At 70.7% G+C, this 20,539-nt stretch carries 16 protein-coding genes; 9 read left to right on the top strand and 7 right to left on the bottom strand.

Annotated features, from left to right (window positions below):
- The first annotated feature begins 422 nt into the window (after positions 1 to 422).
- On the top strand, positions 423 to 707 hold the full coding sequence (locus ACYVIP_RS43550; RefSeq protein ID WP_460406999.1) for an SDR family oxidoreductase: 285 nt from the start codon (positions 423 to 425) through the stop codon (positions 705 to 707).
- A 24-nt stretch (positions 708 to 731) separates the two neighbouring features.
- Here ACYVIP_RS43550 and ACYVIP_RS43545 read toward each other — a convergent pair whose 3' ends face one another.
- The 3 genes from ACYVIP_RS43545 to ACYVIP_RS43535 are packed head-to-tail and all read right to left on the bottom strand — an operon-like array spanning position 732 to position 3,651.
- A complete protein-coding gene (locus tag ACYVIP_RS43545; protein WP_460406998.1) occupies positions 732 to 1,169 on the bottom strand; it encodes a hypothetical protein in 438 nt (145 codons plus the stop codon).
- A gap of 38 nt (positions 1,170 to 1,207) precedes the next feature.
- Positions 1,208 to 2,485 carry an aKG-HExxH-type peptide beta-hydroxylase gene (locus tag ACYVIP_RS43540; RefSeq protein WP_460406997.1) on the bottom strand — a complete coding sequence of 426 codons (1,278 nt, stop codon included), beginning with the start codon at positions 2,483 to 2,485 and terminating at the stop codon, positions 1,208 to 1,210.
- Positions 2,482 to 3,651 carry an FxsB family cyclophane-forming radical SAM/SPASM peptide maturase gene (locus ACYVIP_RS43535; protein WP_460406996.1) on the bottom strand — a complete coding sequence of 390 codons (1,170 nt, stop codon included), beginning with the start codon at positions 3,649 to 3,651 and terminating at the stop codon, positions 2,482 to 2,484. Before ACYVIP_RS43535 ends, ACYVIP_RS43540 begins: the two co-directional genes overlap by 4 nt.
- 174 nt (positions 3,652 to 3,825) lie before the next feature.
- Between ACYVIP_RS43535 and fxsA the strand changes: the two genes are divergently transcribed.
- From fxsA to ACYVIP_RS43515, 4 genes are all read left to right on the top strand, one after another.
- Positions 3,826 to 3,993 (top strand): FxSxx-COOH cyclophane-containing RiPP peptide, encoded by a 168-nt coding sequence (fxsA, locus tag ACYVIP_RS43530; protein WP_460406995.1) that lies wholly within the window; start codon positions 3,826 to 3,828, stop codon positions 3,991 to 3,993.
- A 56-nt stretch (positions 3,994 to 4,049) separates the two neighbouring features.
- On the top strand, positions 4,050 to 7,751 hold the full coding sequence (gene fxsT, locus ACYVIP_RS43525) for an FxSxx-COOH system tetratricopeptide repeat protein (RefSeq protein ID WP_460406994.1): 3,702 nt from the start codon (positions 4,050 to 4,052) through the stop codon (positions 7,749 to 7,751).
- A gap of 31 nt (positions 7,752 to 7,782) precedes the next feature.
- Complete coding sequence (locus ACYVIP_RS43520) at positions 7,783 to 8,811, top strand: hypothetical protein (protein ID WP_460406993.1); 1,029 nt, start codon at positions 7,783 to 7,785, stop codon at positions 8,809 to 8,811.
- Between the two features lie 84 nt (positions 8,812 to 8,895).
- Positions 8,896 to 10,092, top strand: coding sequence for a cation:proton antiporter (locus ACYVIP_RS43515; RefSeq protein ID WP_460406992.1), 1,197 nt, complete (start codon positions 8,896 to 8,898; stop codon positions 10,090 to 10,092).
- Here the strand turns inward: ACYVIP_RS43515 and ACYVIP_RS43510 are convergent.
- From ACYVIP_RS43510 to ACYVIP_RS43500, 3 genes are read right to left on the bottom strand one after another with little or no spacing between them, the layout of a single operon-like run.
- Entirely contained in the window at positions 10,022 to 12,298 is a 2,277-nt protein-coding gene (locus ACYVIP_RS43510) for a hypothetical protein (protein ID WP_460406991.1), read from the bottom strand. The two genes, ACYVIP_RS43515 and ACYVIP_RS43510, sit on opposite strands and share 71 nt — an antisense overlap.
- Before the next feature lie 4 nt (positions 12,299 to 12,302).
- Positions 12,303 to 13,265 (bottom strand): hypothetical protein, encoded by a 963-nt coding sequence (locus ACYVIP_RS43505; protein WP_460406990.1) that lies wholly within the window; start codon positions 13,263 to 13,265, stop codon positions 12,303 to 12,305.
- The gene (locus ACYVIP_RS43500) at positions 13,262 to 14,122 is read right to left on the bottom strand and encodes a hypothetical protein (protein WP_460406989.1); all 861 of its coding nucleotides are present in this window, start codon (positions 14,120 to 14,122) and stop codon (positions 13,262 to 13,264) included. Before ACYVIP_RS43500 ends, ACYVIP_RS43505 begins: the two co-directional genes overlap by 4 nt.
- 263 nt (positions 14,123 to 14,385) lie before the next feature.
- On the opposite strand from ACYVIP_RS43500, the gene ACYVIP_RS43495 reads away from it, so the two are divergent.
- A complete protein-coding gene (locus ACYVIP_RS43495) occupies positions 14,386 to 15,594 on the top strand; it encodes a hypothetical protein (protein ID WP_460406988.1) in 1,209 nt (402 codons plus the stop codon).
- A gap of 51 nt (positions 15,595 to 15,645) precedes the next feature.
- Here ACYVIP_RS43495 and ACYVIP_RS43490 read toward each other — a convergent pair whose 3' ends face one another.
- Complete coding sequence (locus ACYVIP_RS43490) at positions 15,646 to 16,935, bottom strand: hypothetical protein (RefSeq protein WP_460406987.1); 1,290 nt, start codon at positions 16,933 to 16,935, stop codon at positions 15,646 to 15,648.
- Between the two features lie 358 nt (positions 16,936 to 17,293).
- On the opposite strand from ACYVIP_RS43490, the gene ACYVIP_RS43485 reads away from it, so the two are divergent.
- The 3 genes from ACYVIP_RS43485 to ACYVIP_RS43475 all read left to right on the top strand — a co-directional run bounded on the left by ACYVIP_RS43485 (position 17,294) and on the right by ACYVIP_RS43475 (position 20,538).
- Entirely contained in the window at positions 17,294 to 18,763 is a 1,470-nt protein-coding gene (locus ACYVIP_RS43485) for a flavin-containing monooxygenase (protein ID WP_460406986.1), read from the top strand.
- The gene (locus tag ACYVIP_RS43480; protein WP_460406985.1) at positions 18,748 to 19,401 is read left to right on the top strand and encodes a class I SAM-dependent methyltransferase; all 654 of its coding nucleotides are present in this window, start codon (positions 18,748 to 18,750) and stop codon (positions 19,399 to 19,401) included. The genes ACYVIP_RS43485 and ACYVIP_RS43480 overlap by 16 nt, the downstream gene beginning before the upstream one ends.
- An 84-nt stretch (positions 19,402 to 19,485) precedes the next feature.
- Positions 19,486 to 20,538, top strand: a complete 1,053-nt coding sequence (locus tag ACYVIP_RS43475) for a hypothetical protein (protein WP_460406984.1) — start codon at positions 19,486 to 19,488, stop codon at positions 20,536 to 20,538.
- Position 20,539: the final 1 nt, after the last annotated feature.

Raw genomic sequence — 20,539 nt, 5'->3', positions numbered from 1 at the left:
ACCGCAAGATCGTCAAATCCACGTGAGACATGGTCTAAGAAGATCACCGCTGTCTAATTCATCGGCGCGCTGCCATCTTCGATCGGTGGAATTCCAGTAGGGGTGATCATCGGTGGTGGTGACGGTAGCGCCGTCCTCGGTGACTAGGTCGAGGACGGTATCCTGATGTTCCCACACGGCGATGACCGTGCGCGCTCCGCCTTCTCCGGTTTCTGGGTCGGTTGCCTGGACCTGGGTCGCCGACCTCGATGTCCTGGATCAGCTCTGTGGTGCCGTCGGCCATCAGCACTCGGGTTTCACCAAAGATGCTGTGCGGGCGAGGATCCCGCGCGGCTTCATGATCGACTCGGTGTTCAACGGGAACATCGGTGAGTACACGACGTCCTACGGCGTGACGTACGAGTTGGTTACGCACCAGGGCGGTGCGGCGGTGCGGGTCACGCTCGACTCGGCCTGGCTGGACGATCCGGGCGCTGGCCAGAGAGCTCGGCGGACGAGTGCTGGCGAACGCGGTCGCCCCGGGGTTCTTCGCCGCGGAGATGTCCGCGGTGCTCGGCCAGGCGCAGCTCGAGCAGATCGTGCGCCGCACGCCGACGGGCCGGCTGACCACGCCTGAGGATGTCGTTCCGATTGTCCGGCTACTCCTGTTGGAGAACACCAACGTCAACGGACAGGTCCTCGTGGTCGACGGCGCGGGTGCCAGCTGACCTGAGTGTCTACAGTGGACCCGTCTAGGGCTTGACCCGCTCGAAGAACAGGTCGAAGTCCTTGCGCCACGTCACTCCCTGGTCGTCGGACATCTCGGTGCGGGCGGTGATCCGGTCACCGTCGAGGTCGCCGATGAACCGCTGGTGCATGTCCGGGTCCTCGCGCACCATCTCCCAGTGACCGTCCACGAACGACACACCGAACACCCGGCACACGCCGCGTTCGTCGTGGTACAGCATGACGTACCGGTCGCGCGCGTCGGTGCGGCCGATCACCCAGGTCATGTCGGAGTCCTCGTTGCCAAGGCTCATCCGCCAGACCAGACACGCGTCGCCGAGCCATTCGATCGTGGCCTTGCCGGGAACCTCGAACTCGGGCGGGTCCAGGAACCACGCGTTCGTCAGCGTCACTGTCCACTCGCCAACCAGCCCGTCGAGCTTGTTCAGTTCGGCGTTACGCACCAGCACCTCCGCGGATCGGCTTGCTCACGGCGCACACGCTAGCCTGTGGACGACCAGCGGTCGCGGTGTGCCAGGCGTTGGTGGTCGGCCTCGGCGCGGGCCGCCGGGGACACCGTCTCGGCCGACCAGCCGGCCAGCGTGTCGCCCATGCCCGCGACGAACGTCCGGCCGTACGCGGTCAGCTCGGGGCGCGCGGCCAGCGCCTCGACGGTCTCCCTGGTCGCCGCGAGCCATCTGGCGAACTCCACTTCGGCCTCGCGGACCGCTGCCGACTCGGTGTCGAGCAGCCGCTGGCGGGCCCAGAAGCCGACCACACCGACGAACGCGTACGCGCCGTGCAGCGATCCGAGCAGTGGCCGGGGATCCGTTCGCCACGGTACGTAGAGTCGTTGTCCGGCACCGGGTTCCAGTAACGGGAACAGGTCGGTCACGACCGTCAGCTTCGCGTGTTGGAACTCGTGCACCAACGCCAGTCCGGCCGCCCGCGCGCCGCGGGGCAGCGACAGCAGCACACACCCGAACGCGTCGGACAGCGTCGCGCCCGCCGGTCTGGCCCTCGACCCCCGCAGCGGGGTGATCGTGCGCACCCCGGCCAGGATCGGCTCGGCCACGCCGTGACGAGCGAGCAGGTCGGCCGCGGCGGTCAGTACCCGGCTCCACGACCGCTCGTCGGGCGACCGGGTCAGCTCGGTGTCGAACGGCGCGGGTGGCGCGGTCAGCCGCCACTGGTCGAGGGTCACCGTGCTCGGCCCGAACCGCGCGGTCGTCAGCGGCGACCAGCCGGTGGCCCGCGCGTGGACGTCCCCGGGGATGCGCACCGCCGGCCCGCCGGCACGTACCAGGGTGCCGTCGCCGTCCTGGCGGAGGCGGACCTGGCGGGCGCCGACGGTCACGGTGCCAAGGGACGGTAGCGACAGCGGCGCCTCGGTCGTGGTCAGGTCCGCTGGCACGCCGGCCCGCACGGCCGCGGCCGCCGCCACGTTCGCCAGTAGCGCCGGCGGGCAGCGGTCACCGCCGTGCACCAGTTCCCGCGCCGCGCCCATCGCCCACAACACCACCTCCGGCTCGTCGAGCACCCGCCAGACCGCGCCCGGCGCCGCCGCGTGGGCATCGGCCAGCACCCGGTAGGCCCGCGCGACGACCGCCGCGTCCCGATGGCCGCCGCGTGCGGTCTCGGTGGCGATGAAGGCGACGGCCAGCAACGTCCGGTTGCGGTTGGCCGACCGCAACCGCGCCACGATCTCCGGGTCGCCGCCGCCGGCGGCCAACGCGGCGAACTCCCGTTCGGTCAGCCGGATTCGGGAAAGGTCCCTCATCGGGCACCGACCGCGCGTAGGGCGGCGACCTCGCGGGTCAGCACGCCGCGGACGTGGCGGATCAGCCGGATCAGGTCCGCGCAGTACACCGACGGGTGGTCGAAGCCGGCGCCCGCCACATACCGGTGCGCGCGCAGGCCGCCCCCGCACACCCGGCGCACCGCGCAGCCCCGGCAGGCGGCCGGCAACCCCCGCTCCCCCAGTCGCTGTGCGCGCAGCGCGGGCAGCGCCAGCGCCTCGTCGAAGGAGTGCCGCCGCACGTCCAGACCGGTGCTGGCCGCGCCGGGATAGGTCGAGCGCAGGTTGTCCGACAGCTCGATCGCGCCGTCGGTCTCCACCACGACCATGGCCGGCGCGGCCAGGCCGAGTCCCTCGACCCGAGGCGTGCCGCCGAACAGGCCGTGGATGATCTCCTCGAACGAGCGCACCGAGGTCTCCCGCACCGGGGCGCCGTACCAGCGGTCGAACACCGCGATCAGCCAGTCGCCGTAGGGGGTCGCGGGGTCGCCGGGCACCCGGCCCGGCGGCGGCGTGCTCCAGTTTCCGTGCGGCAGCAGGAAATCCACCGTCGGCGGCGCCTGGGCGACCAGGGCCTCGTAGGTCCGCACCGGGTCGGCGGCGAGGTCGATCGTGGCGAGGATGCCGGCGTAGTGCGCGCGCAGGTCCGGCTCCCGCAGCCGGCGCAGCCCGGCGAGCACGAGATCGTGGCTGCCGCGACCCCGGTGGTCGCGCCTGCGGTCCTGGCTCTCCCGGACGCCGTCGAGGCTGACGCTGAACCGCACGCCCAGCTCCGCCAGCGGGCGCAGGCGCCGTTCGGTCAACAGGGTGCCGTTGGTCTGCACGGTGATCAGCGCGCGGACCCGCTGGCCGAGCGCGTCCCGGATGGTGTGCACGCAGTCGGCGATGGCGGTGGCGCCGGCCAGCAACGGCTCACCGCCGTGGAGCACGATCCGGACCTCGGTCAGGCCGTGGCGGTGCGCGTGCTCGGCGATTCGCCAGGCGGCCCGTTCGCGAAGCTCGGCGGAAAGCACGCGCGGCCGAGTACGCCAACTCTGGTCCGCCATTGTGTACACATAACAGTAATCGCAGGCCAAATTGCACCGGCTGTGGATCTTCAGCACGAACTGCCGGAACGGCTGTGCAGCCCACTCGCGGGCTGTGTCCATGATCGAACCTCCGCACCCGGACCGTGGGCATACCACGGCCGTACATCGAGTGGACAAATAAATGACAAGAAAGGGCCTGCGCGGGACCGTCCTGGGTCTTGGTGGCGTCCAAGTTGATATGATACCTAGATACATCGCCACGAGGAGTGACGATATTCTGTCGGAGGCGACCAGGTGGACCATCCCCGGGAAATCGAGTCCGATCTTGTCGACGTCCTCGACCTGTCGCTGGACCAGCTGGCGGCCTTACCGGACAACGTGTTGCGCTCGGCGCTCCACCGGGTGCTGCTCGCCCCCGATTCCGAGACCCAGCTGTTCGCGATGTTCCAGGACTCGCTGTGAAAACGTGACCCCGACCCGCGTAATCATCTGCCGCCCACCGACGACCTGAAGTAGTGATGACCAGTCAACAAAGCGCTCCAGCCGAGCAGCGACGACAGGCGATCCTGGTCGCGGTCGTGTCCGCGGACGACGCCGTCGACCGGGCGGGCGCCATTGCGAACCTGGCCTGCCTGTTGGCCAGCAATGACCGGTCGGTCCGGGTTCTGGACCTGCCGGAAGCCGTTTACCGGGTGGCCGACTATCTCGCGCCGTTCGCCGCCGAACCGACCGAGCTGCGCGAGCTGACCGGCGCGAAACTGGAACGCGAGTACGCCACCACCTTCAGCTGGACCTCACCCGCGGACGCCACCGTCGACCGGTTCGCGCTGCCCGGCGCGCGCCGGGTCATCGACGTGCACACGCTGCCGCGCGCGGAACGTGCCCCGCGCCAGTGGTTGGCCACGGCCGGCCGAGGCGACGCCGACCGGCTGCGGGAGGCGTTCACGCACTCGTCCTACGACTACGTGCTGATCAACGCGCCGTCGCTGCGCGAGCAGTCCGACGAGCAGACCAAGGCGATCTTCAACACGATCGCCAAGATGTGCGACGTCACGCTCGTGTGCTTCTCCCACCGGGCGGCGACGGTGCGCGAGGCCGACCGCATCGGCCGGTCGCTGCACCGCCTGGCCCCCGGCGGCATCCAGGTCGTCCCGGTGAACCTCGGCACCGAACTCGACGAACCGTCCGCCACCGACCTGAACCGGCACTTCGCCGACCTGCTGGCGAACAACCCGAGGTCGGGCACGGTGCTGCCGCTGCCCGACCTCACCACCTCGACGCCGGTGCTCGCCCTGTTCCTGGACGTGCCGGGCGTGGTGGACGCCTACGCCGCGCTCGCCAACGCGGTCACCTTCGGCGCGGTGACCGGCCTCGGGGACCTGCCGGCGGCGGTGCTCACCCGCTACCGGCGCGCGACCGGGTTCGCCGACGCGGCGCCGCCGCGGTTCCTGCTCGACAGCGCGCCGGCCGCCCGCCTGTGGGCCGACTGGATCACCGAACACCTGCGGGCCACCGGCGCGGAGGTCGGCACGCTGCGCGCGGACGCGGCCTGGCTGGCCGACTCGCCACCCCCGGAACTGGTGTTGGTCGGCACCGGAACCACCGACGAGCAGGCGGCCGAACGCGCGATGTCGGTCACCCAGGTCGTCGTTGGCGAGTCGGCGCCAGCACCGGCGGACACGCCGACGCTGGTGCTCGCCGGGCTGGAGGCGTCGGTCGCGGTCGCCAGGCTGCACGCGTACTTCGGGCTGCGCCCGGCGGGCGAGGACGCCCCGCCGCTGACCGTGCGGCACCCGGACGAGCCACCCGACCTGGTGTACCTCCCACCGGTGCACACCCCGCACATCGGGCGGAGCGCCGAGCTCGAGCAGTTGCGCGACCGGCTGCTCCACGGCGACGGCTCCCCGGTACGGCTGACCGGCGCCCCCGGCGTCGGCAAGACCGCGCTGGCCCGCGAGTACGCCAGCCGGTACGCCAACGCCTACGCCGTCGTCTGGTGGATCTCCGCGCACGACCGGGAGGCCGTGCTCGCCGCCATCATCGGACTCGGCCGTGAGTTGCGCAGACATACCGACGGGGACGTGCCCGGCCCGCTCGCGCTGCTCGGGTCCGACCTGGTCAGCACGCGCTGGCTGCTGGTGTTCGACGACGGCGACGACCCGGACAGCTATCACGACCTGCTGCCGCCGCCCGGCCGCTGCCACGTGATCATCACCTCCTCGCGCGACGGGAACTTCCCGGTGCCGCCGCTGGCCGTCGACGACTACGCCGCGCTGCTCGCCGGCAGGCTGCCGCAGCTCACCGACACCACCGTGCTCGACCGGGTCGCCGCCGCGGTCGGCTACAGCCCGCTCGCGATGGACCTGTCGGCCGCCTGGCTGACCGAGGCGATCCGCACCGGCGAGGTGGACCCGGAGAGCACGACGACCGAGGCGCACAAGGTGGTCACCGACTACCTCGACGAGCTCGCCACGCTGCCGCCGGAGACCAACGCGGTCGCCAGGGTGCTCGCGGTCGTGGCCAGGAGCCTCAGCCTCGACGCCACCGGCCGGATGACCCTCCTGCTCGCCCAGTTCTGCGCGCTGTTGTCGCCAGACGGCGCCCGCCTGACGCTGTTGCGGTCCAAGGCGGTCCGCCGGGAGCTGATCAGGGTGGGCGGCCAGGACGCCGCGCCACTCACGATGGACGCCGCCGAGATCGACATCCTGCTCGCCCACGGCGCGCGGATCGGGCTGTTCCGGGTCGACTGGGGGCGCACGCCGACGCTGGCCATGCACCGAGTCGTCCGGTGGGCACTCGAGGACTCGCTGTCCGATGGGTTCGCCCCGCGCCTGCGCGAACACGTGCTGCGGGCACTGGCCAACTACGCGCCGACCGAGCAGGAGGAGGACCAGCCGATCGCGATGAGCCGGTACGCCGAGCTGAACCGGCACGTCATGTCGACCGGCGCGCTGGACAGCGACGACCCCGAGGTCCGCCAGTGGCTGGTCAACCAGACCAGGTATCTCTTCCGCACCAGCGAACCGGACGTCTGGCAGGTCGCGGTCGGCCCGGCCCAGCAGCTCTACGACCGGTGGCTGGCCGCGCACTCCGAGCGCGACCCGTACGTGTCCATGCTCGCCAGCCACCTTGGCAACCTCTACCGCGCGCTCGGCCAGTTCCAGACCGCCCTCGACCTGAGCACCAGGGCGCTGAACATGCAGCGCAGACACCAGGGCCGCGCCCACTACCGGTCGCTGCTGACCGCGCGCGGGATGGCCGCCGACCTGCGCGGGCTGGGCCGGCTGGAGGACGCGATGGACGAGGACATCGCGACCCTCGACGGGCTGCGGGCCGCGTTCGGCGAGGACCACCCGCACACCCTCGCCGCCGAGAACAACCTCGCCACGTCCCGCTACCACGCCGGCGACCTGGCCACCGCCCACGCGGAGGGCGAGGCGCACTGCGCGCGGCGCGACCGGCTGTTCGGCCGGGACGAGCCGCGCAACTGGCACTCGCTGGCCAACCTCGGCGTCTACCAGCGGGCCATGGGCCTGTTCAACGACTCCATCGCCACCTTCACCAGGGCACACGAGCTGGCGTCGGCGAGCAGACCGGCGATACCGCTGGCCATCCCGGTGGTCACCTGGCAGCGGTCGATCAGCGAACGGCTCGCACCCGAGCGGGACGCCACGATGGCCAAGGGCCGCAACGGCGAGGCGCTGGTCGCGCTGCGCGACGAGTTCGGCGACGAGCACCTCCAGGTCGTCGCGTGCAAGCTCAGCTACGCCAACGCGCACCGCGCGGTCGACGACGCCGACTACGCGGTCACCGCCACCACCGAGTGCCTCGAGGTGCTGGCCGGCCTGCCCGGCGTCACCGAGGGCCACCCGGACGCGGCGATCTGCCAGGCGATGCTGGCGGTGGCGCTGATGGCCGCCGGCCAGCCGCGCGCCGGGCTCGACCCGAGTGCGCGGGCCCTGCACGTGCTCGACGAGCACCTCGGCCCGGCGCATCCGCTGACCGTGGCGGCGCAGGTGAACCACGCCGTGGTGCTGTCGGCCGCCGGCCGGCAGGAGGACGGGCGCGCGGCCGCCGCCGACGCCGCGCGGGCGTGCGCGGAGTTCCTGCCCGGCCGCCACTACTACCGCGACATCGCCTCGGCGAACGCAGGCCATCTCGGCCAGGGCGGGGACCCCGACGCGGTGCGCACCATCGACCTCGACATCTCGATGCCATGAACGAGTGTGCGAGCGAATCAAGGGGGCCGACATGACGGAGACCGGAGGCCGGATTCCGGACATCACGGCACAGCTCGGCGGCCACCTCGACGACCAACGGGAACAGACCCTGTTGCACGTCTGCGAGAGCGCCATGGCGCGGACGGTCGACCTGCACCACCTCGCGTACTACACCGACCGGGTCCTGGACTTCACCCTCGACGTCCTCGAGGACGAGAACCGCGCACCACGGCACGCCGTGACCGCGGCGCGACCGGGGCTGCAACGGCTCGGCCGGCAGCTGTGCGGGGAGTTCGAGACGCTCGACGACCGGTTGCGCCAGGCACAGACCGGCGCGCTGATCCGCACGGTGCTGCGCACCGACGACGCGGAGATCGTCTGCGACCCGGTGGTGCGTGCCCAGTTCGTCGTCGGGGTCAGCTACACCGAGGCCCACGACTACATCGACGAGTCGAACAGCGTCGACCGCTCGCTGGCCGACCTGGTCAGGAGCCTGCGCACGCACGTCGGCCTGCAGAGCCAGAACGTCGGCGGGTACGAGACGGACACGGCGCCGACGCCGACGCCGACCGAGGACAGCCGCCGGATCGAGCCGCACATCGACGCGCACATCGACGCGCGCACCGACCCCCACCACGACACCATCCCGGCGACGGTCGAGCAGGCGTGTCTGGCCGCGCTCAACCCCCACGGCCTGCACCTGGTCGCCTGCTGTGTCGACGACGAGATCGTGTTCCTCGCCGACATCTTCGACCACAGCACGCTCGCCCTGTTCTTCGCCGGGCCGGTCACCCCGAGATATCGACGCGGGTTCTACCGGGAACTCGGTGGGCAGTTGGCCGAGATCCGCTCCCGGCTGGCCAGGGTCAGCGCGCGCATGCTGCGGGGACCGCTCAAGCGGGTGGTGCTCGACGTCGAACAGGGTGCGGTGTACTACTTCCGGGTCACCAGCCGCACCTACCTGGTCGGCGTGACCCTGAACCAGACGCGCGTGCGGCAGACGGATCTACGCATGGCCGAACTCGCCGAGGAATGCGGAAAACTCCACCCCGCCGAGTGAGTGGAAATGGGGCGAACGGAGCTTTTTGTCGTGGGGCGTGGTCGCTAGAATTACGGCCACGGATATCGGACTTGGGGACGCCGAATGGCCCTCGGCAGAGGCGCGTTACTGCTCGCGGTGCTGGCTGCCAGCTGGCTCGCCGGCAGTGCGCTGCGGGTCGACGACGTCTACCTGACCCCGGCCTACCACTTCGTCATCCTGTCGCTGCTGGCCGTCGGCCTGTACGGGAGCACGCGCGACATCGACTTCCCCGAGCTGTGGCGCAACCGCCGGACCGTCCTGCTCGCGCTCACGCTGGGGGTGCTGGCCAAGGTCGTGTTCATCGCCGCGGTCATGCTGGTGCTGTTCCCCGAACCGGCCAGCATCGTGCTCGGGGTCGCGGTGGCCCAGATCGACCCGCTCGCGGTCGCCGCGGCGACCCGGCGCCGCCGGATGTCCGAGTCGGCGCGCGCGGTGCTCAACGCGTGGGCCGCGTTCGACGACCCGGTGACCGTGTTGCTCACCGTGTACCTGTCGACGTTCGCGTTGCGGCTGGGCGGCGTCGACGCCGGCCCGGCCTCGCCGGAGACCACGTTCCTCGCCGACGTGGCACTGAACTTCCTGTTCGCGGGGGCCGCGTTCGGGGTGTGGTTGGTCGCGCGGCAGACCGGCCTGTCGGCGTGGCTGGCCGGCGGCGGGTTCGTGGCCAGGGCGGGGCAGGTCGTGGTGGCCGTGCTCGCGCTTGGCTACGCGGCGTTCGGGGTGACCCAGTCGCTGCTGCTCGGGATCGCGCTGGTCGGACTGTTCTTCCGGCCGTACGCGGTGTGGCGGCGCACGGCGGCAGGCGTCGTGTTCGGCGCGCTGCTGGTCGCCACGGCCGCGCTCGGGTTGGTGCTCGCCGGGACCGCCGACCTGATCACCGTGGGGCTGATCGGCAAGGGCGTGGTGCTCGGCGTCGCCGCCTACGTCGCGCAGCTGCTGACCGGGTGGCTGCTGTCGCGGGGCCGGGATCGGTTCGACCGGCTCTACCTGGCGTTCAGCCAGCAGAACGGGCTGACCGCGATCGTGCTCGCGCTGGTGCTGGAGCCCGATTTCCCGGGCGCGGTCGCGGTCATCGCGCTGGCGATCGTGGTGACCAACGTGCTCTACGGTGCCGGCGACGCGCTGGTGAACCGGCTGGAGCTGCGGGCGGAACTGGACCAACCGCCCATACCGGCGGCGGCCGGGGCGGTCACGGCCGCGACAGCTCAGCCAACACCGCGCTCCGTACCCGCACGCCAAGAGCCCGGAACTGCTCGGTGAACTCGGTGACCCGCTGCGCGATCAGCTGGTCGCCGATCCGGCCGACCGAGCCCTGGGTGTCCCCGTCGGCGACCAACCGGACCAGCGGCGCGATCCGCCCGAGCGGCATGGTCTCGGCCACCCGCTCATAGGTCCGGCACAGCGCGTCGAACCGGCTGCGGGCCGAACCGGGTTCGCGCGCCTCGTGGCCCTCGAGCACGTACCAGCCGGCGGCCGCGTTGGAGAACGACACGATCCAGCGACGCAGCAACGACATCGTGCCGGCGGCCTCGTACACGCCGGCGGCGGCCAGCCGGTTGAGCATCTGGGTGACCCGGCGGTAGTGGTCGCTTGTGTCCTCGGCCCGCCCGATGACCTGGTCGAACAGCGCGTCGGGATGGCCTAGCCGGTCGAGGGTGGCGAGCGCGTCGCGGAACAGCTGCGCCGCCGAGGCGGGGAAGCCGCGTTCGGTCCGCTCGCGGGCCGGGTCGGCCGCGGTGGTCAGGTTGACGATGTTCACCCGCTCCCGCAGGGTCGACAGCTGGGCCGCGGTGTCCTCGTTGAGCCGGTCCACCTCACGGCCGAGCCGGTCGACCATCTGGTGGGTGGTGGAGTTGTCCATGTCGATGCGCACCAGCCACTCCCGGATCCCGGCCAGCGCGTCGGTCCCGCCGAGGTCGGCGAACCGCCTGCTCAGCGAGCGCAGCGTCGGCTGGAGGGTCCTGGCGAACGACCGCCGGTCGTAGAGCATCGGCGGGTCGACCAGGTAGGTGCCCAACGCGGCGGCGGCGTCCGGATCGAGGACGTTGGCCGCCACCAGCACCACCTCGACCGTCGAGCGCACCGAGCGCACCGCGGTCAGCCGGGCGACCTGGTCGGTCTGGGTGCCGGTGAACACCGAGTCCACCACCAGGATCGCGAAGCCGGAGTCGGCACCGGTCTCGATCCAGAAGTCCGCGCGGGAGTCGCGGATGCCGAAGTGGCGGTTGCGGAGGAAGGGGATGTTGGCCCGGTCGAGCAGGTCGCGGACGGCGTCGGACACCTCCTCGATGGTCACGTTCTCGGTCTGGCCGCGCACCTCCTCCTCCACCAGCACGGTGTCCACCGACCGCCGCTGCTCGACGGCCGTGCGGTACATGGCGTGACAGAGCTTGATGATCTGCCTGGGGTTGCCGTTGACCAGCCGCACCATCCGCTCGATGGCGGCGGTCTGGAACTCGACGGTCGGCAGGTCGGCCTCGTTGCGCTGGGCCAGGTCGATGAAGTCGACGACGTCGGCCGGGGTCAGCGGCGGCATCAGGATGGTCGCGCCGAGACGTTCATGGACGTCCTCGTCGAGCGCGCGCCGGAACTCGGGCAGGCCGCTGAGCACGAGGAAGGCGCCGGTCTGTTGGAACACCTGCAGCAGGCGTTGCAGCGCCTTGCTGACCGGGGCCTCGATGGTCCGGCCGGTCAGGATCTTGTCGATCTCGTCGACGACCAGGACGAACCGTCTGCCCTTGCGCCCGTGCAGCAGCGCGAACACGCCCATCGCGTCGAGTGCGGAGACCTCGTCGTCGATCCGGTTGTTGATCCCGCGTTCCACCAGCGCCGCGTGCGGCGCGCTGCCGTTGAGCCAGTCCCAGACCGCGTCGTCGTAGCCGGGGCGCAGCAGCAGGGTGAGCGCGGTGCCGTAGATCTCGTTGTCGGTGATGCTCTTCAGTTCCTCGACCAGGCGTTCGGTGACCTGGCGCAGCAGCGCGCTCTCCATCATCTGGTAGCCGCCGACCACCTTGTCCGGGTCGACCTTGCGGTCCCGCACCAGCTCGGCGATGTCCATGGTCATGCCGGTGGCCAGCGAGTCGGCGACCACGTCGGCGTAGAAGTCGTTGACCCGCGCGCGCACGCCGTCGCGGCCGAGCTGTTTGATGAACCGGCGGTACAGCCCGGTGAACTGGTCGGAGGCGACGTCGAGGTACATCGCGCTGGCCGGTGGGTCCGCCGCCAGCGCGACCCGGACCAGCCGCATGCCGAGGTGGGTCTTGCCGGTGCCGTGCTCCCCGGACACCGCGAGCACGTTGCCCGCGCCGACGAGCGTCTTCGCCGCGAGGTACTCCCGCAGCAGCATCTCGGCCCTGAGCACCGCGCCGGTCGCGATCGAGGGGTCCGCCGACAGCGTGTCCGTGGTGATGGCCACGGCGAGTGGCGAGAACGGGTTGCCAGCGTACCGGCCGCCATTTCCGGTCATTGCCTCATCCCATCAGGCCAAGAGTCTTGTGGTAGGTGTAGTCGCCGAGCTCGAGCAAGCCGATCGTCGTCTCGTTCGAATACTCGGCGGAGACCGTGCGGACATGGCTGTACAAGCCGGCCAGCATTTCCTGCAACATCGCGACGGACATTCTCTCGGTGGACATCAGTCGCTGCCGGACGGCGTCGTCCAAACGGGGGAACACGCCGTCGTCCGCCCGCTGCTCGTAGCGGGTGTCGATGAACAACTCGATGTCCTCAGCACTCAGCGTGCCGACCGTCATCACCACCGGGGGCGCCTCGTCATCGTTGCCGCCGCCGACGGAGCCGAACTGGAAGGCGCGGGCATAGGCCAACTCGGCGAAGAACACCACACGGGCACCGCGCATGCCGGCATACTGCTCGACCTCACCATGGTGGTCGGCCGCCGGCAGCAGGAGGATCAACACGACGTCGGGCCCGCACTTGCGGTCCAGCGCGACCGCCAGGTCCGCGTAGACCTGGCTGGGCGCTTTGGCGTTCAGCAGCTCGTCCCTGGCCACGGAGTCGATGAGATTCTCCTGCGCCAGCTTCGGCACGAGCTGGTTGCAGACGTGCGCGATCCGCTTGTTGTTGTCGATGATCTGGTTTTCCCGGTTGGTGAAGTCGATCTCGCGGGTCAGGTCGATGACCTCGCCCGTGAGGCCGTGCTCGGGCAACTGTTGGTTGAGCCAGAACGCGCAGTGGTTGCGCAACGCGGACTTCCCGCAGCCGGACTCCCCGGCGACGAGCACCAGCCGGGAACTCTCCTTGAGCGCGTCCGGTTTCGTGAACTGGTCCTGGAAGTGGTCGAAGGCCGGCCCGTAGTTGTCGACCTTGACGTAGAGATCCTTGTGCGTCGAATCCCGCCACGGGCGCAACGCGCTCCTCGGCGCGTGCTCCCGCCCGGGGATGAGGAACGGGTTGATCTTCTCCGATGGCGCGCTCACGACGACCCGTCCCTGATCAGCCGCCGGTCGGCGGTGCCCGGCTCGGCGAGCGCGTCGGCCACGAGGAAACCGATCTCGGCGACCTCCCGGACCTGGGCGCGCAGTTCGGTGATCCGCTGCTGGCGGGTGGCCGTGTCCCGCAGCGCCTGCAGGTCGGCGTCCAGAGACGTGCCCAACTCGCCGTCCCGCAGCTTGGTCAGCACCTCCCGCACGGCGGTCCAGGCCTGTTTCCGCCCGACGATCCCGTTGAGTCGGCCGACGAGCGTGGCGCGAGCCGCGTCCAGGTCGGTGGTCGGCTCGTCGGCGGGAAAGGAGAGCCTGCTGTCGAGCAGCGCGTTGGCGGCGTGGCCGTAGGCGGTGACCGCCGCGCGCAGTTCCCCGGCGTCGGCCTGCCCACGGGTGGCCCGGTGCTGCCACCGGGTGGCGGCGAAGGCCAACGCCGAGGTGAGCACGACGCTGAACAACGGCAGGACGACGGTGTTCACCCCTTCTCCTGGAACGGTGGACTTGCCGCGGACCGCTGACAACGCGTCGCAGGCGGCGACGAAGTCGTCCGGCCACTGGTCACGCCACCGCAGGATCGGCACCGAGGCGTCGCCGACGAGGATCTGGTCCGCCGCGCTGCCCGACCTGGCCACCCCAAGCGCGACGGCGGCGTCGGCCAGCGCGCCACGTTCCGTTGGCTGCAGGCAGAAGACGTCGCGCGCGTCCCGGGTGTCCTGGGAGGTGACGAACGCGGGCCGGACCAACCAGCCGATGGCCGCCAGCCAGCCGGCGATGAGCGCGACGACCACGACCTGGCGCCACCCGCCGGACCGGAACCGGCGCCAGATCGCGAGCACACCACCATCCGCCACGACGTCCCCTCCGCCTGAACCGTTCGGTCGTCAGGTCGCATCCGGTTTGTCCATCGTTACGCTTCCGGCCAATGATATCGACCGCACCGCCGGAGGCAGTATTTTTCTGTCCGGTTTTCGGGAATTTCCGAATTAGATTTCAGCCAGCGCCCAACCGGCCGGTATTTCAGGGCGCGGCGGGGGCGCACGTCGGTGTTGATCGGACGGCCACCTCTTCACTACCATGAAGTGGAACGTGTTATTTTCCGACCAAGGGGTCGTCCATGTCAGTACGCCGCCGTCTCACCGCCGGTGCGCTCGCGACCGGTGCCCTCGTCGCCGGTCTGCTCGCCGCTCCCGGCTCGGCCAGCGTCGCGCACGCCGCTGCCGGGCCAACACCACTACCCACCAGCGAATACACGCTCAGCGCGAACTACAACCAGTTCGACGCCGTCAACTCGGCACTGATCTCGACACTGGGCACCGCCGCCGTGCACACGGTGATGGACAACGCGAACCACACCAGGACATCGCTGCCGTCGTCGTTCTCGATCGGCGGCCTGGTCGGCGGTTTCCGGTTCGACAGCGCGGACAACTCCGACTGCAAGAGCTACCCGCAGGGCATCACGACCAGCCGCGACGCGGTCGGCACGGCCGACAGCGGCAACTACGACGGCCACCAGCTCGTGCTGGTCAGCTGGTACACCAGGGACGCCTGCGGCGGCAGCCAGGAGCGCAGCCGGATCACCCTGGTCGACTGGGACGCGACCTATCCCAACAAGTACCGCAAGATCCTGCTCGTCGAGCCCACCGGGACCGCGGCCACGCCCGACTTCAGGGACATCCCGATCCACGCTGGCGGTGTCTCCTGGTACGGCCACTACCTCTACGTCGCGGACACCGGCCGGGGCATGCGGGTCTTCGACATGCGCAAGATCCTCAGGACCAACACCGGGGGCGGCGCCGACCAGATCGGCCGCCAGCCCAACGGCACCTACTACGCGCACAACTACGCCTACGTGCTGCCCCAGGTCGGCACGATCACCTCGAACACCACGTCGGGCACCAAGCTCGCGTGGTCGACGATCTCCCTCGACCGGGCGAGCAAGTCGATGGTGATGACCGAGTACACCTGCCAGTCCGGCTGCACGTCCTACCCCAACCGCGCGCCACGGGCGATCCGCTACCCGTTCGCCGCGGGCGCGACCACCTTCGCCGCGTCGACCACGGCCAGCCAGGCACTGCAACTGCCCTGGTACAAGCTCAACGGGGTGGCGTCGCACAACGGGCGCTGGTGGTACTACTCCTCGGGCGCCAAACAGCTCTACTACTGGACGCCGGCCGCCGGGCCGACGACCTACTCCTGGGTCAGCTACGGCGAGAGCATCTCCTACTGGGAGGACGAGACCGAGGCCGACATGCTGTGGACCCTGCAGGAAGGGGCCGGCAACCGCAACGTGTTCGCCGTCAGGCAGGCGACCTACGACGGCTGAGCCCGAGAGCCGGGTGTCCTGGCCGACCGCTCCAGGACACCCGGCGTCACCTCAGAGCACCGGTGGGGCGAAGAAGCCCGCCCAGTCCAGGATCACGTGGATCCGGCCGGCGTGGTTGTACACGTTGAACCCGTAGTAGGGCCCGATGTCATCGGAGTCCCACCCCAGGCTCGTGGTCGCCAGGTTCGACGCGCTCTGCCCGATGGACAGGTTGATCGTCGACGCGCTGGGCACCGGCGACCCGCTCGGGAACAGCGTCAGGTACGTGGCGGCGGTGCCGCCCGTGCCGGTCACGTTCATCACCATGGCGGAGATGGTCGCGTCCGGCGACTCCGGGTCCTCGGCGATGGCCCACGGGTAGTAGAAACCACCCTGCAGCGGGCCGCCGCCGTCCGCGCGGGTGTCCACCAGCCGCGTCGGGTTGACCGGGTAGAACGCGTCGCCGAAGCCGGTGTCGTAGTTGCCGACGACGTCGACGATCACGTGCGCGCTGCCGCTGTTGTTGTACAGCCGGATGTCCTTGTCCGCCCCAACCGCGACGGTCACCTGGTTGGCCGTCACCCTGCCACGAGTGGCGTTGATGCTCGACGCGTTCGGCCGGGCGACGTTGGTCGGGTACGCGGTGAGGAACGTGGTCGCGGTCGGGTTCACCACGGTCAGGTTGAGCGTGAGCGCCTTCACCCCGGTGGAGGGCACCAGCGTGCTGGTGTCCACGACGATGCTGCCACCGGCGGGGATCGGGCCGCGGCCGTTCCTGGTGTCCAGCACACGCGCCGGGCCGTGGGCGTTGTACAGCGCCTGACCCTCCGGCGCGTAGTAGCCGGCCAGGTCGGCGACCAGGTTGATGGTGCCGTTGTGGTTGTACAGGTTCAGCGTGCGACTCGGGCCGAGTGCGACGGTCACCGCGTTGGCCCGGATCTCGTTGGCCGCGAGGTTCAGGTTCGACACGGTCGGCTGGGCTTCCTCCGACGGCCACACCGTCACGAACGAGGAGCTGGTCGGCGCCACCCCGGTCAGGTTGAGCACGACCGCCCACGTGCCGGCCGGCACCCGGGTGGACAGGTCGAGGGTCACCGTGCCGCGCGGGGGAACCGCGCCCGGCGACGGCAGGCCGATACCCGAGCGGGTGTCCAGCACCCGCACCGGCGAGGTCGGGGTGAACAGCGAGCCGTCCGCGGCGGCCGCGCGGGCCTCGCCCGCGGCGGACAGGTCGAGGTCGACCGTGCGCCGCTCGCCGCGATCCGGCTCGGCCGGGCCCGCGGGCGCGGCCAGCGCCTGGCTACCCATGGTCATGGCGGCCGCCGTCGTGGCGAGCAACACCAACGTTCTTCGTACGTTCATTAAGCATGACCTCCGGTAAATACACCTGTGATCGGCCGAACCGGAATTTCGGCAGTGCCCGCGAAACGCGCGCGCAGAAGAGAACAAACGTCCTCTTGAATTCATGGAAAATGAATCCCCCCGGTCCAGCGGACGACCAGAGTAGTCCGGACTCGACGCCCGAGGACACCGCCGTTTGGCCGCACACCGGGGCGGGCCGCGGCCGAACGGCCCAGTCGACCGCGCCGTGGTCTGACCCTGTGTGGACAGTCCGGAAGGGACGGTCCAGTACCGCGCCGACGGCCCGCCCGCGAACCGGCGCTCGCCGGTTCGCGGGTCGGCGGGGCATGATGAGGGGGTCGGCGCGCAGGAGGTGACCGTGCGAGCGGGTGTGATCGGGGCCGGGCCGGCGGGCATCGTGACCGCCAAGGTGTTGCTGCGCAGCGGTTTCGACGTCACGGTCTTCGACAAGTACGAGCGGGTCGGCGGGACCTGGTCGCCGAGGGGGTGCTACGACGGGCTGGCCAACCAGGCCGCCCGCCGCCTCTTCGAGTTCGCCGACCTGCCCAACCGGTTGCACTTCGCCAGCGCGCCGGACAGCCAGCGCTACCTGGAGGACTACGCCCGCGCCTTCGGCGTGCTGGACCGCCTCCGGCCGAGCACCGAGGTGGTGTCGGTGCGCCCCGTGGACGGGCCCGGGCGGGTCGGCGCGGCCGGCTGGTCGGTCGAGTCCCGGCCGGTCGGGGGCGACCAGGTCCGGCACGACACCTTCGACTACGTCGCCATCGCCAGCGGGGCGCATCACCATGTCCAGCTGCCGGACCTGCCGGGGCGGGCGGCGTTCGGCGGCACCGTGCTGCACTCCAACGAGGTGCGGGCCGGGTCGCTGGCCGGCAGACGGGTGGTCGTGGTGGGTGGCGGCAAGTCCGCGCTGGACCTGGTCACCCGGGCCGCCAGGGAGGCGAGCTCGGCCACGCTCGTGCAGCGCGGGGTGAACTGGATGATCCCGGAACGGCTGCTGCTCGGTCTGGTCGGCTACAAGTGGATCCTGTTCTCCCGGCTCGGTGAGGCGCTGCTCCCCCGCTACCACGATCCGGCGTGTGTCCGGCCGATCGACCGCGTCGACGATCGGGTCAAACGCGCGCTGTGGTGGCTGATCACCCGCGACATGCTGATCTCCACCGGGTTCTACCGGCTGCCAAGGCGGTTACGGCCGGCGCGGCCGCTGCCCTTCCACCTGGCCCACGCCGGCGTCATGCCGCGCGGCTATGTGCGGGCCGTTCGCCGAGGCGAGGCCACCGTCAAGGTCGACGCGATCGAGGCCTACACCGACACCGGGCTCCGCCTGGCCAGTGGTGAGCAGGTGGCCGCCGAGGTCGTCGTGTTCGCCACCGGGCACCGCCGGGTCTTCCCGTTCCTGGACTCCTCGGTGCGGGTGCACGACTCCGCCGGGCGGCTGCGGCTCTACCGGGGCATCGTGGCACCCGGCGTCGACCGGTTGGGGTTCGTCGGTTTCCGGCAGATCTTCAACAACATCATGGGTGTCGAGCTCACCGCGCACTGGCTGGCCAGACACTTCCTGGGGACCCTGCGCGCCGACCCCGGCGAGCGGGAGATGCTGGCGGCCATCGACACTCGCCTAGCCTGGCAGGAGCGGGTGCTGCCGGGCACCGGTGGCTACGACTTCGGCCCCTACGACATCCACTGCGCGGACGAGCTCATGCACGACATGGGGTTGCCGTCCCGGCGCACCGGCAACCCGCTGACCGAGTACCTGCTCCCCGGCGGCGTCGCGCACCGCTACGCGGGTCTGGCCGACCCGCCGGCAGCGGTATGGTCGCCGCCGTGACCCAATCCTCCACCACACCGGACACCGGAGCGGCCTACGACGCCGTCGCCAGCCTGTACGCCGAGATGTTCAGCGGCATCCTCGACTCCATGCCGCTGGAACGCGCGCTGCTGGCGGCGTTCGCCGACCTGGTCGGGCAGCACGACGCCGGCCCGGTCGCCGACATCGGCTGTGGCCCGGGACATCTGACCGCACACCTGAACGCGCTCGGGCGGCCCGCCTTCGGCATCGACCTGTCCCCCGAGATGATCGCCATCGCCCGCCAGGCGCACCCGGACCTGCGGTTCGACCAGGGCACGATGCGCGCGCTGGACCTCGAGGACGGCATGCTCGGCGGGGTGCTCGCGCACTACTCGATCATCCACCTCCCGCCGGCGGACCTGCCGGTGGTGTTCGCCGAGTTCCAGCGGGTGCTCGCGCCGGGCGGCCACCTGCTGCTCGGGTTCTTCGCCGGTGACGATCCCCGGCCGACGGAGTTCGACCACAAGGTCACCCTCGCCTACCGGTGGTCGCCCGACACCCTGATGGACCTGTTGGGCCAGGCCGGTTTCGTCGAGGTCGGCCGGCTGCGGCGGGAGCCGTTGCCCGACGAGCGGCAGTTCCACGGTGGCCAGCTGCTGGTCAGGAAACCCGGGTAACGCCAGGCGTCCCTCGCGTGGGGGACGCGGGGACCGCTCCGCGGCGGGACGACCGCGACCGGCTCCCGGCCATAGCTTCTGCCGATGCGAACAATCAGAAAGCTGGTCCGGCCCGCGGTGGTGGCCGCGGTCGCGGGGATGGTCGCCACCGGCGCGCTCGCGTGCGGGAGTCCGCCGGTCGCCGAACAGCCGCCACCACCGACCGACGGGCGCCAGGCGCTGCTGTCCGCGTTCGACGACCACCGGATCGTCGGGTTGATGAGCCCGGTCGTCGGCGACTTCGTGGTCGACCTGATCGGTAGCCGACGCTTTCCCGACACGGTCGACGACATCGTCATCGAATGCGGAAACGCGCTCCACCAACCGATCCTGGACCGCTACGTCCGTGGCGAGGACGTGCCGCTGGCCGAGGTGGCGAAGGTCTGGCGGGACACCACCCAGATCTCCTGCGGCTACTCCAGCTTCTACGAGCGGCTGATCCCCTTCGTCCGCCGGGTCAACGACAGGCTGCCGGCGGCGGACAGGCTCCGGGTGCTCGCGGCCGATCCGCCGGTCGACTGGTCGACGGTGCACCGGCCGGCGGACATCGAGCCGTTCCTGGATCGGGAGCCACACATCGCCGACGTGGTGAAGACCGAGGTGCTGGCGAAGAACCGCACGGCACTGCTGCTGTTCGGACTGCGCCACCTCACTCGGGGAGAGCACCGCAGCGCGGTCTGGCTCTACGAGCAGGACTATCCCGGCGTGACCTACGTGGTCGCCTACCACCGCCGGTTCGAGAAGGACAACGACCGGCTGGAGGCGCGGCTGGCGTCCTGGAAGGTGCCGGCGCTGCTGCCGATCAGGGAGACCTGGCTGGGCGAGCTGACCCCGGACCACTTCCCGCTCGACGGCCACGAGGCGCCTCCCGGCGCGCTCGGCTACCCGGGCGTCGACGGCTACCTGTACCTCGGACGCCGCGACGTGCTGTTGCGCGAGCCCATCTCCTTCCGGACCGCCGTCGACCAGGACTACCTGGCCGAACTGAACCGGCGGGCCGATGTGCTCGGCGAGCCGCAGGACAGTCCCATGCGCCCGGCGAACATCCTCCAGCGCGAGGCCGCGTTGAGCGTGCTGCTCCACGACCCCGACGCCTGAG

It is taken from the genome of Actinophytocola sediminis (genome assembly GCF_054779715.1).
Note: the sequence above shows the minus strand (reverse complement) of the source record. Positions and strands in the feature narration are given on the sequence as shown.

What these genes read in the sequence shown, in the direction of transcription:
- ACYVIP_RS43540 (WP_460406997.1), bottom strand. Translation starts at nt 2,485, where the DNA reads ATGAGGGACCTTTCCCGAATCCGGCTGACCGAACGGGAGTTCGCCGCG.
- ACYVIP_RS43535 (WP_460406996.1), bottom strand. Translation starts at nt 3,651, where the DNA reads ATGGACACAGCCCGCGAGTGGGCTGCACAGCCGTTCCGGCAGTTCGTG.
- fxsT (WP_460406994.1), top strand. Translation starts at nt 4,050, where the DNA reads ATGACCAGTCAACAAAGCGCTCCAGCCGAGCAGCGACGACAGGCGATC.
- ACYVIP_RS43520 (WP_460406993.1), top strand. Translation starts at nt 7,783, where the DNA reads ATGACGGAGACCGGAGGCCGGATTCCGGACATCACGGCACAGCTCGGC.
- ACYVIP_RS43515 (WP_460406992.1), top strand. Translation starts at nt 8,896, where the DNA reads ATGGCCCTCGGCAGAGGCGCGTTACTGCTCGCGGTGCTGGCTGCCAGC.
- ACYVIP_RS43510 (WP_460406991.1), bottom strand. Translation starts at nt 12,298, where the DNA reads ATGACCGGAAATGGCGGCCGGTACGCTGGCAACCCGTTCTCGCCACTC.
- ACYVIP_RS43495 (WP_460406988.1), top strand. Translation starts at nt 14,386, where the DNA reads ATGTCAGTACGCCGCCGTCTCACCGCCGGTGCGCTCGCGACCGGTGCC.
- ACYVIP_RS43490 (WP_460406987.1), bottom strand. Translation starts at nt 16,935, where the DNA reads ATGAACGTACGAAGAACGTTGGTGTTGCTCGCCACGACGGCGGCCGCC.
- ACYVIP_RS43480 (WP_460406985.1), top strand. Translation starts at nt 18,748, where the DNA reads ATGGTCGCCGCCGTGACCCAATCCTCCACCACACCGGACACCGGAGCG.
- ACYVIP_RS43475 (WP_460406984.1), top strand. Translation starts at nt 19,486, where the DNA reads ATGCGAACAATCAGAAAGCTGGTCCGGCCCGCGGTGGTGGCCGCGGTC.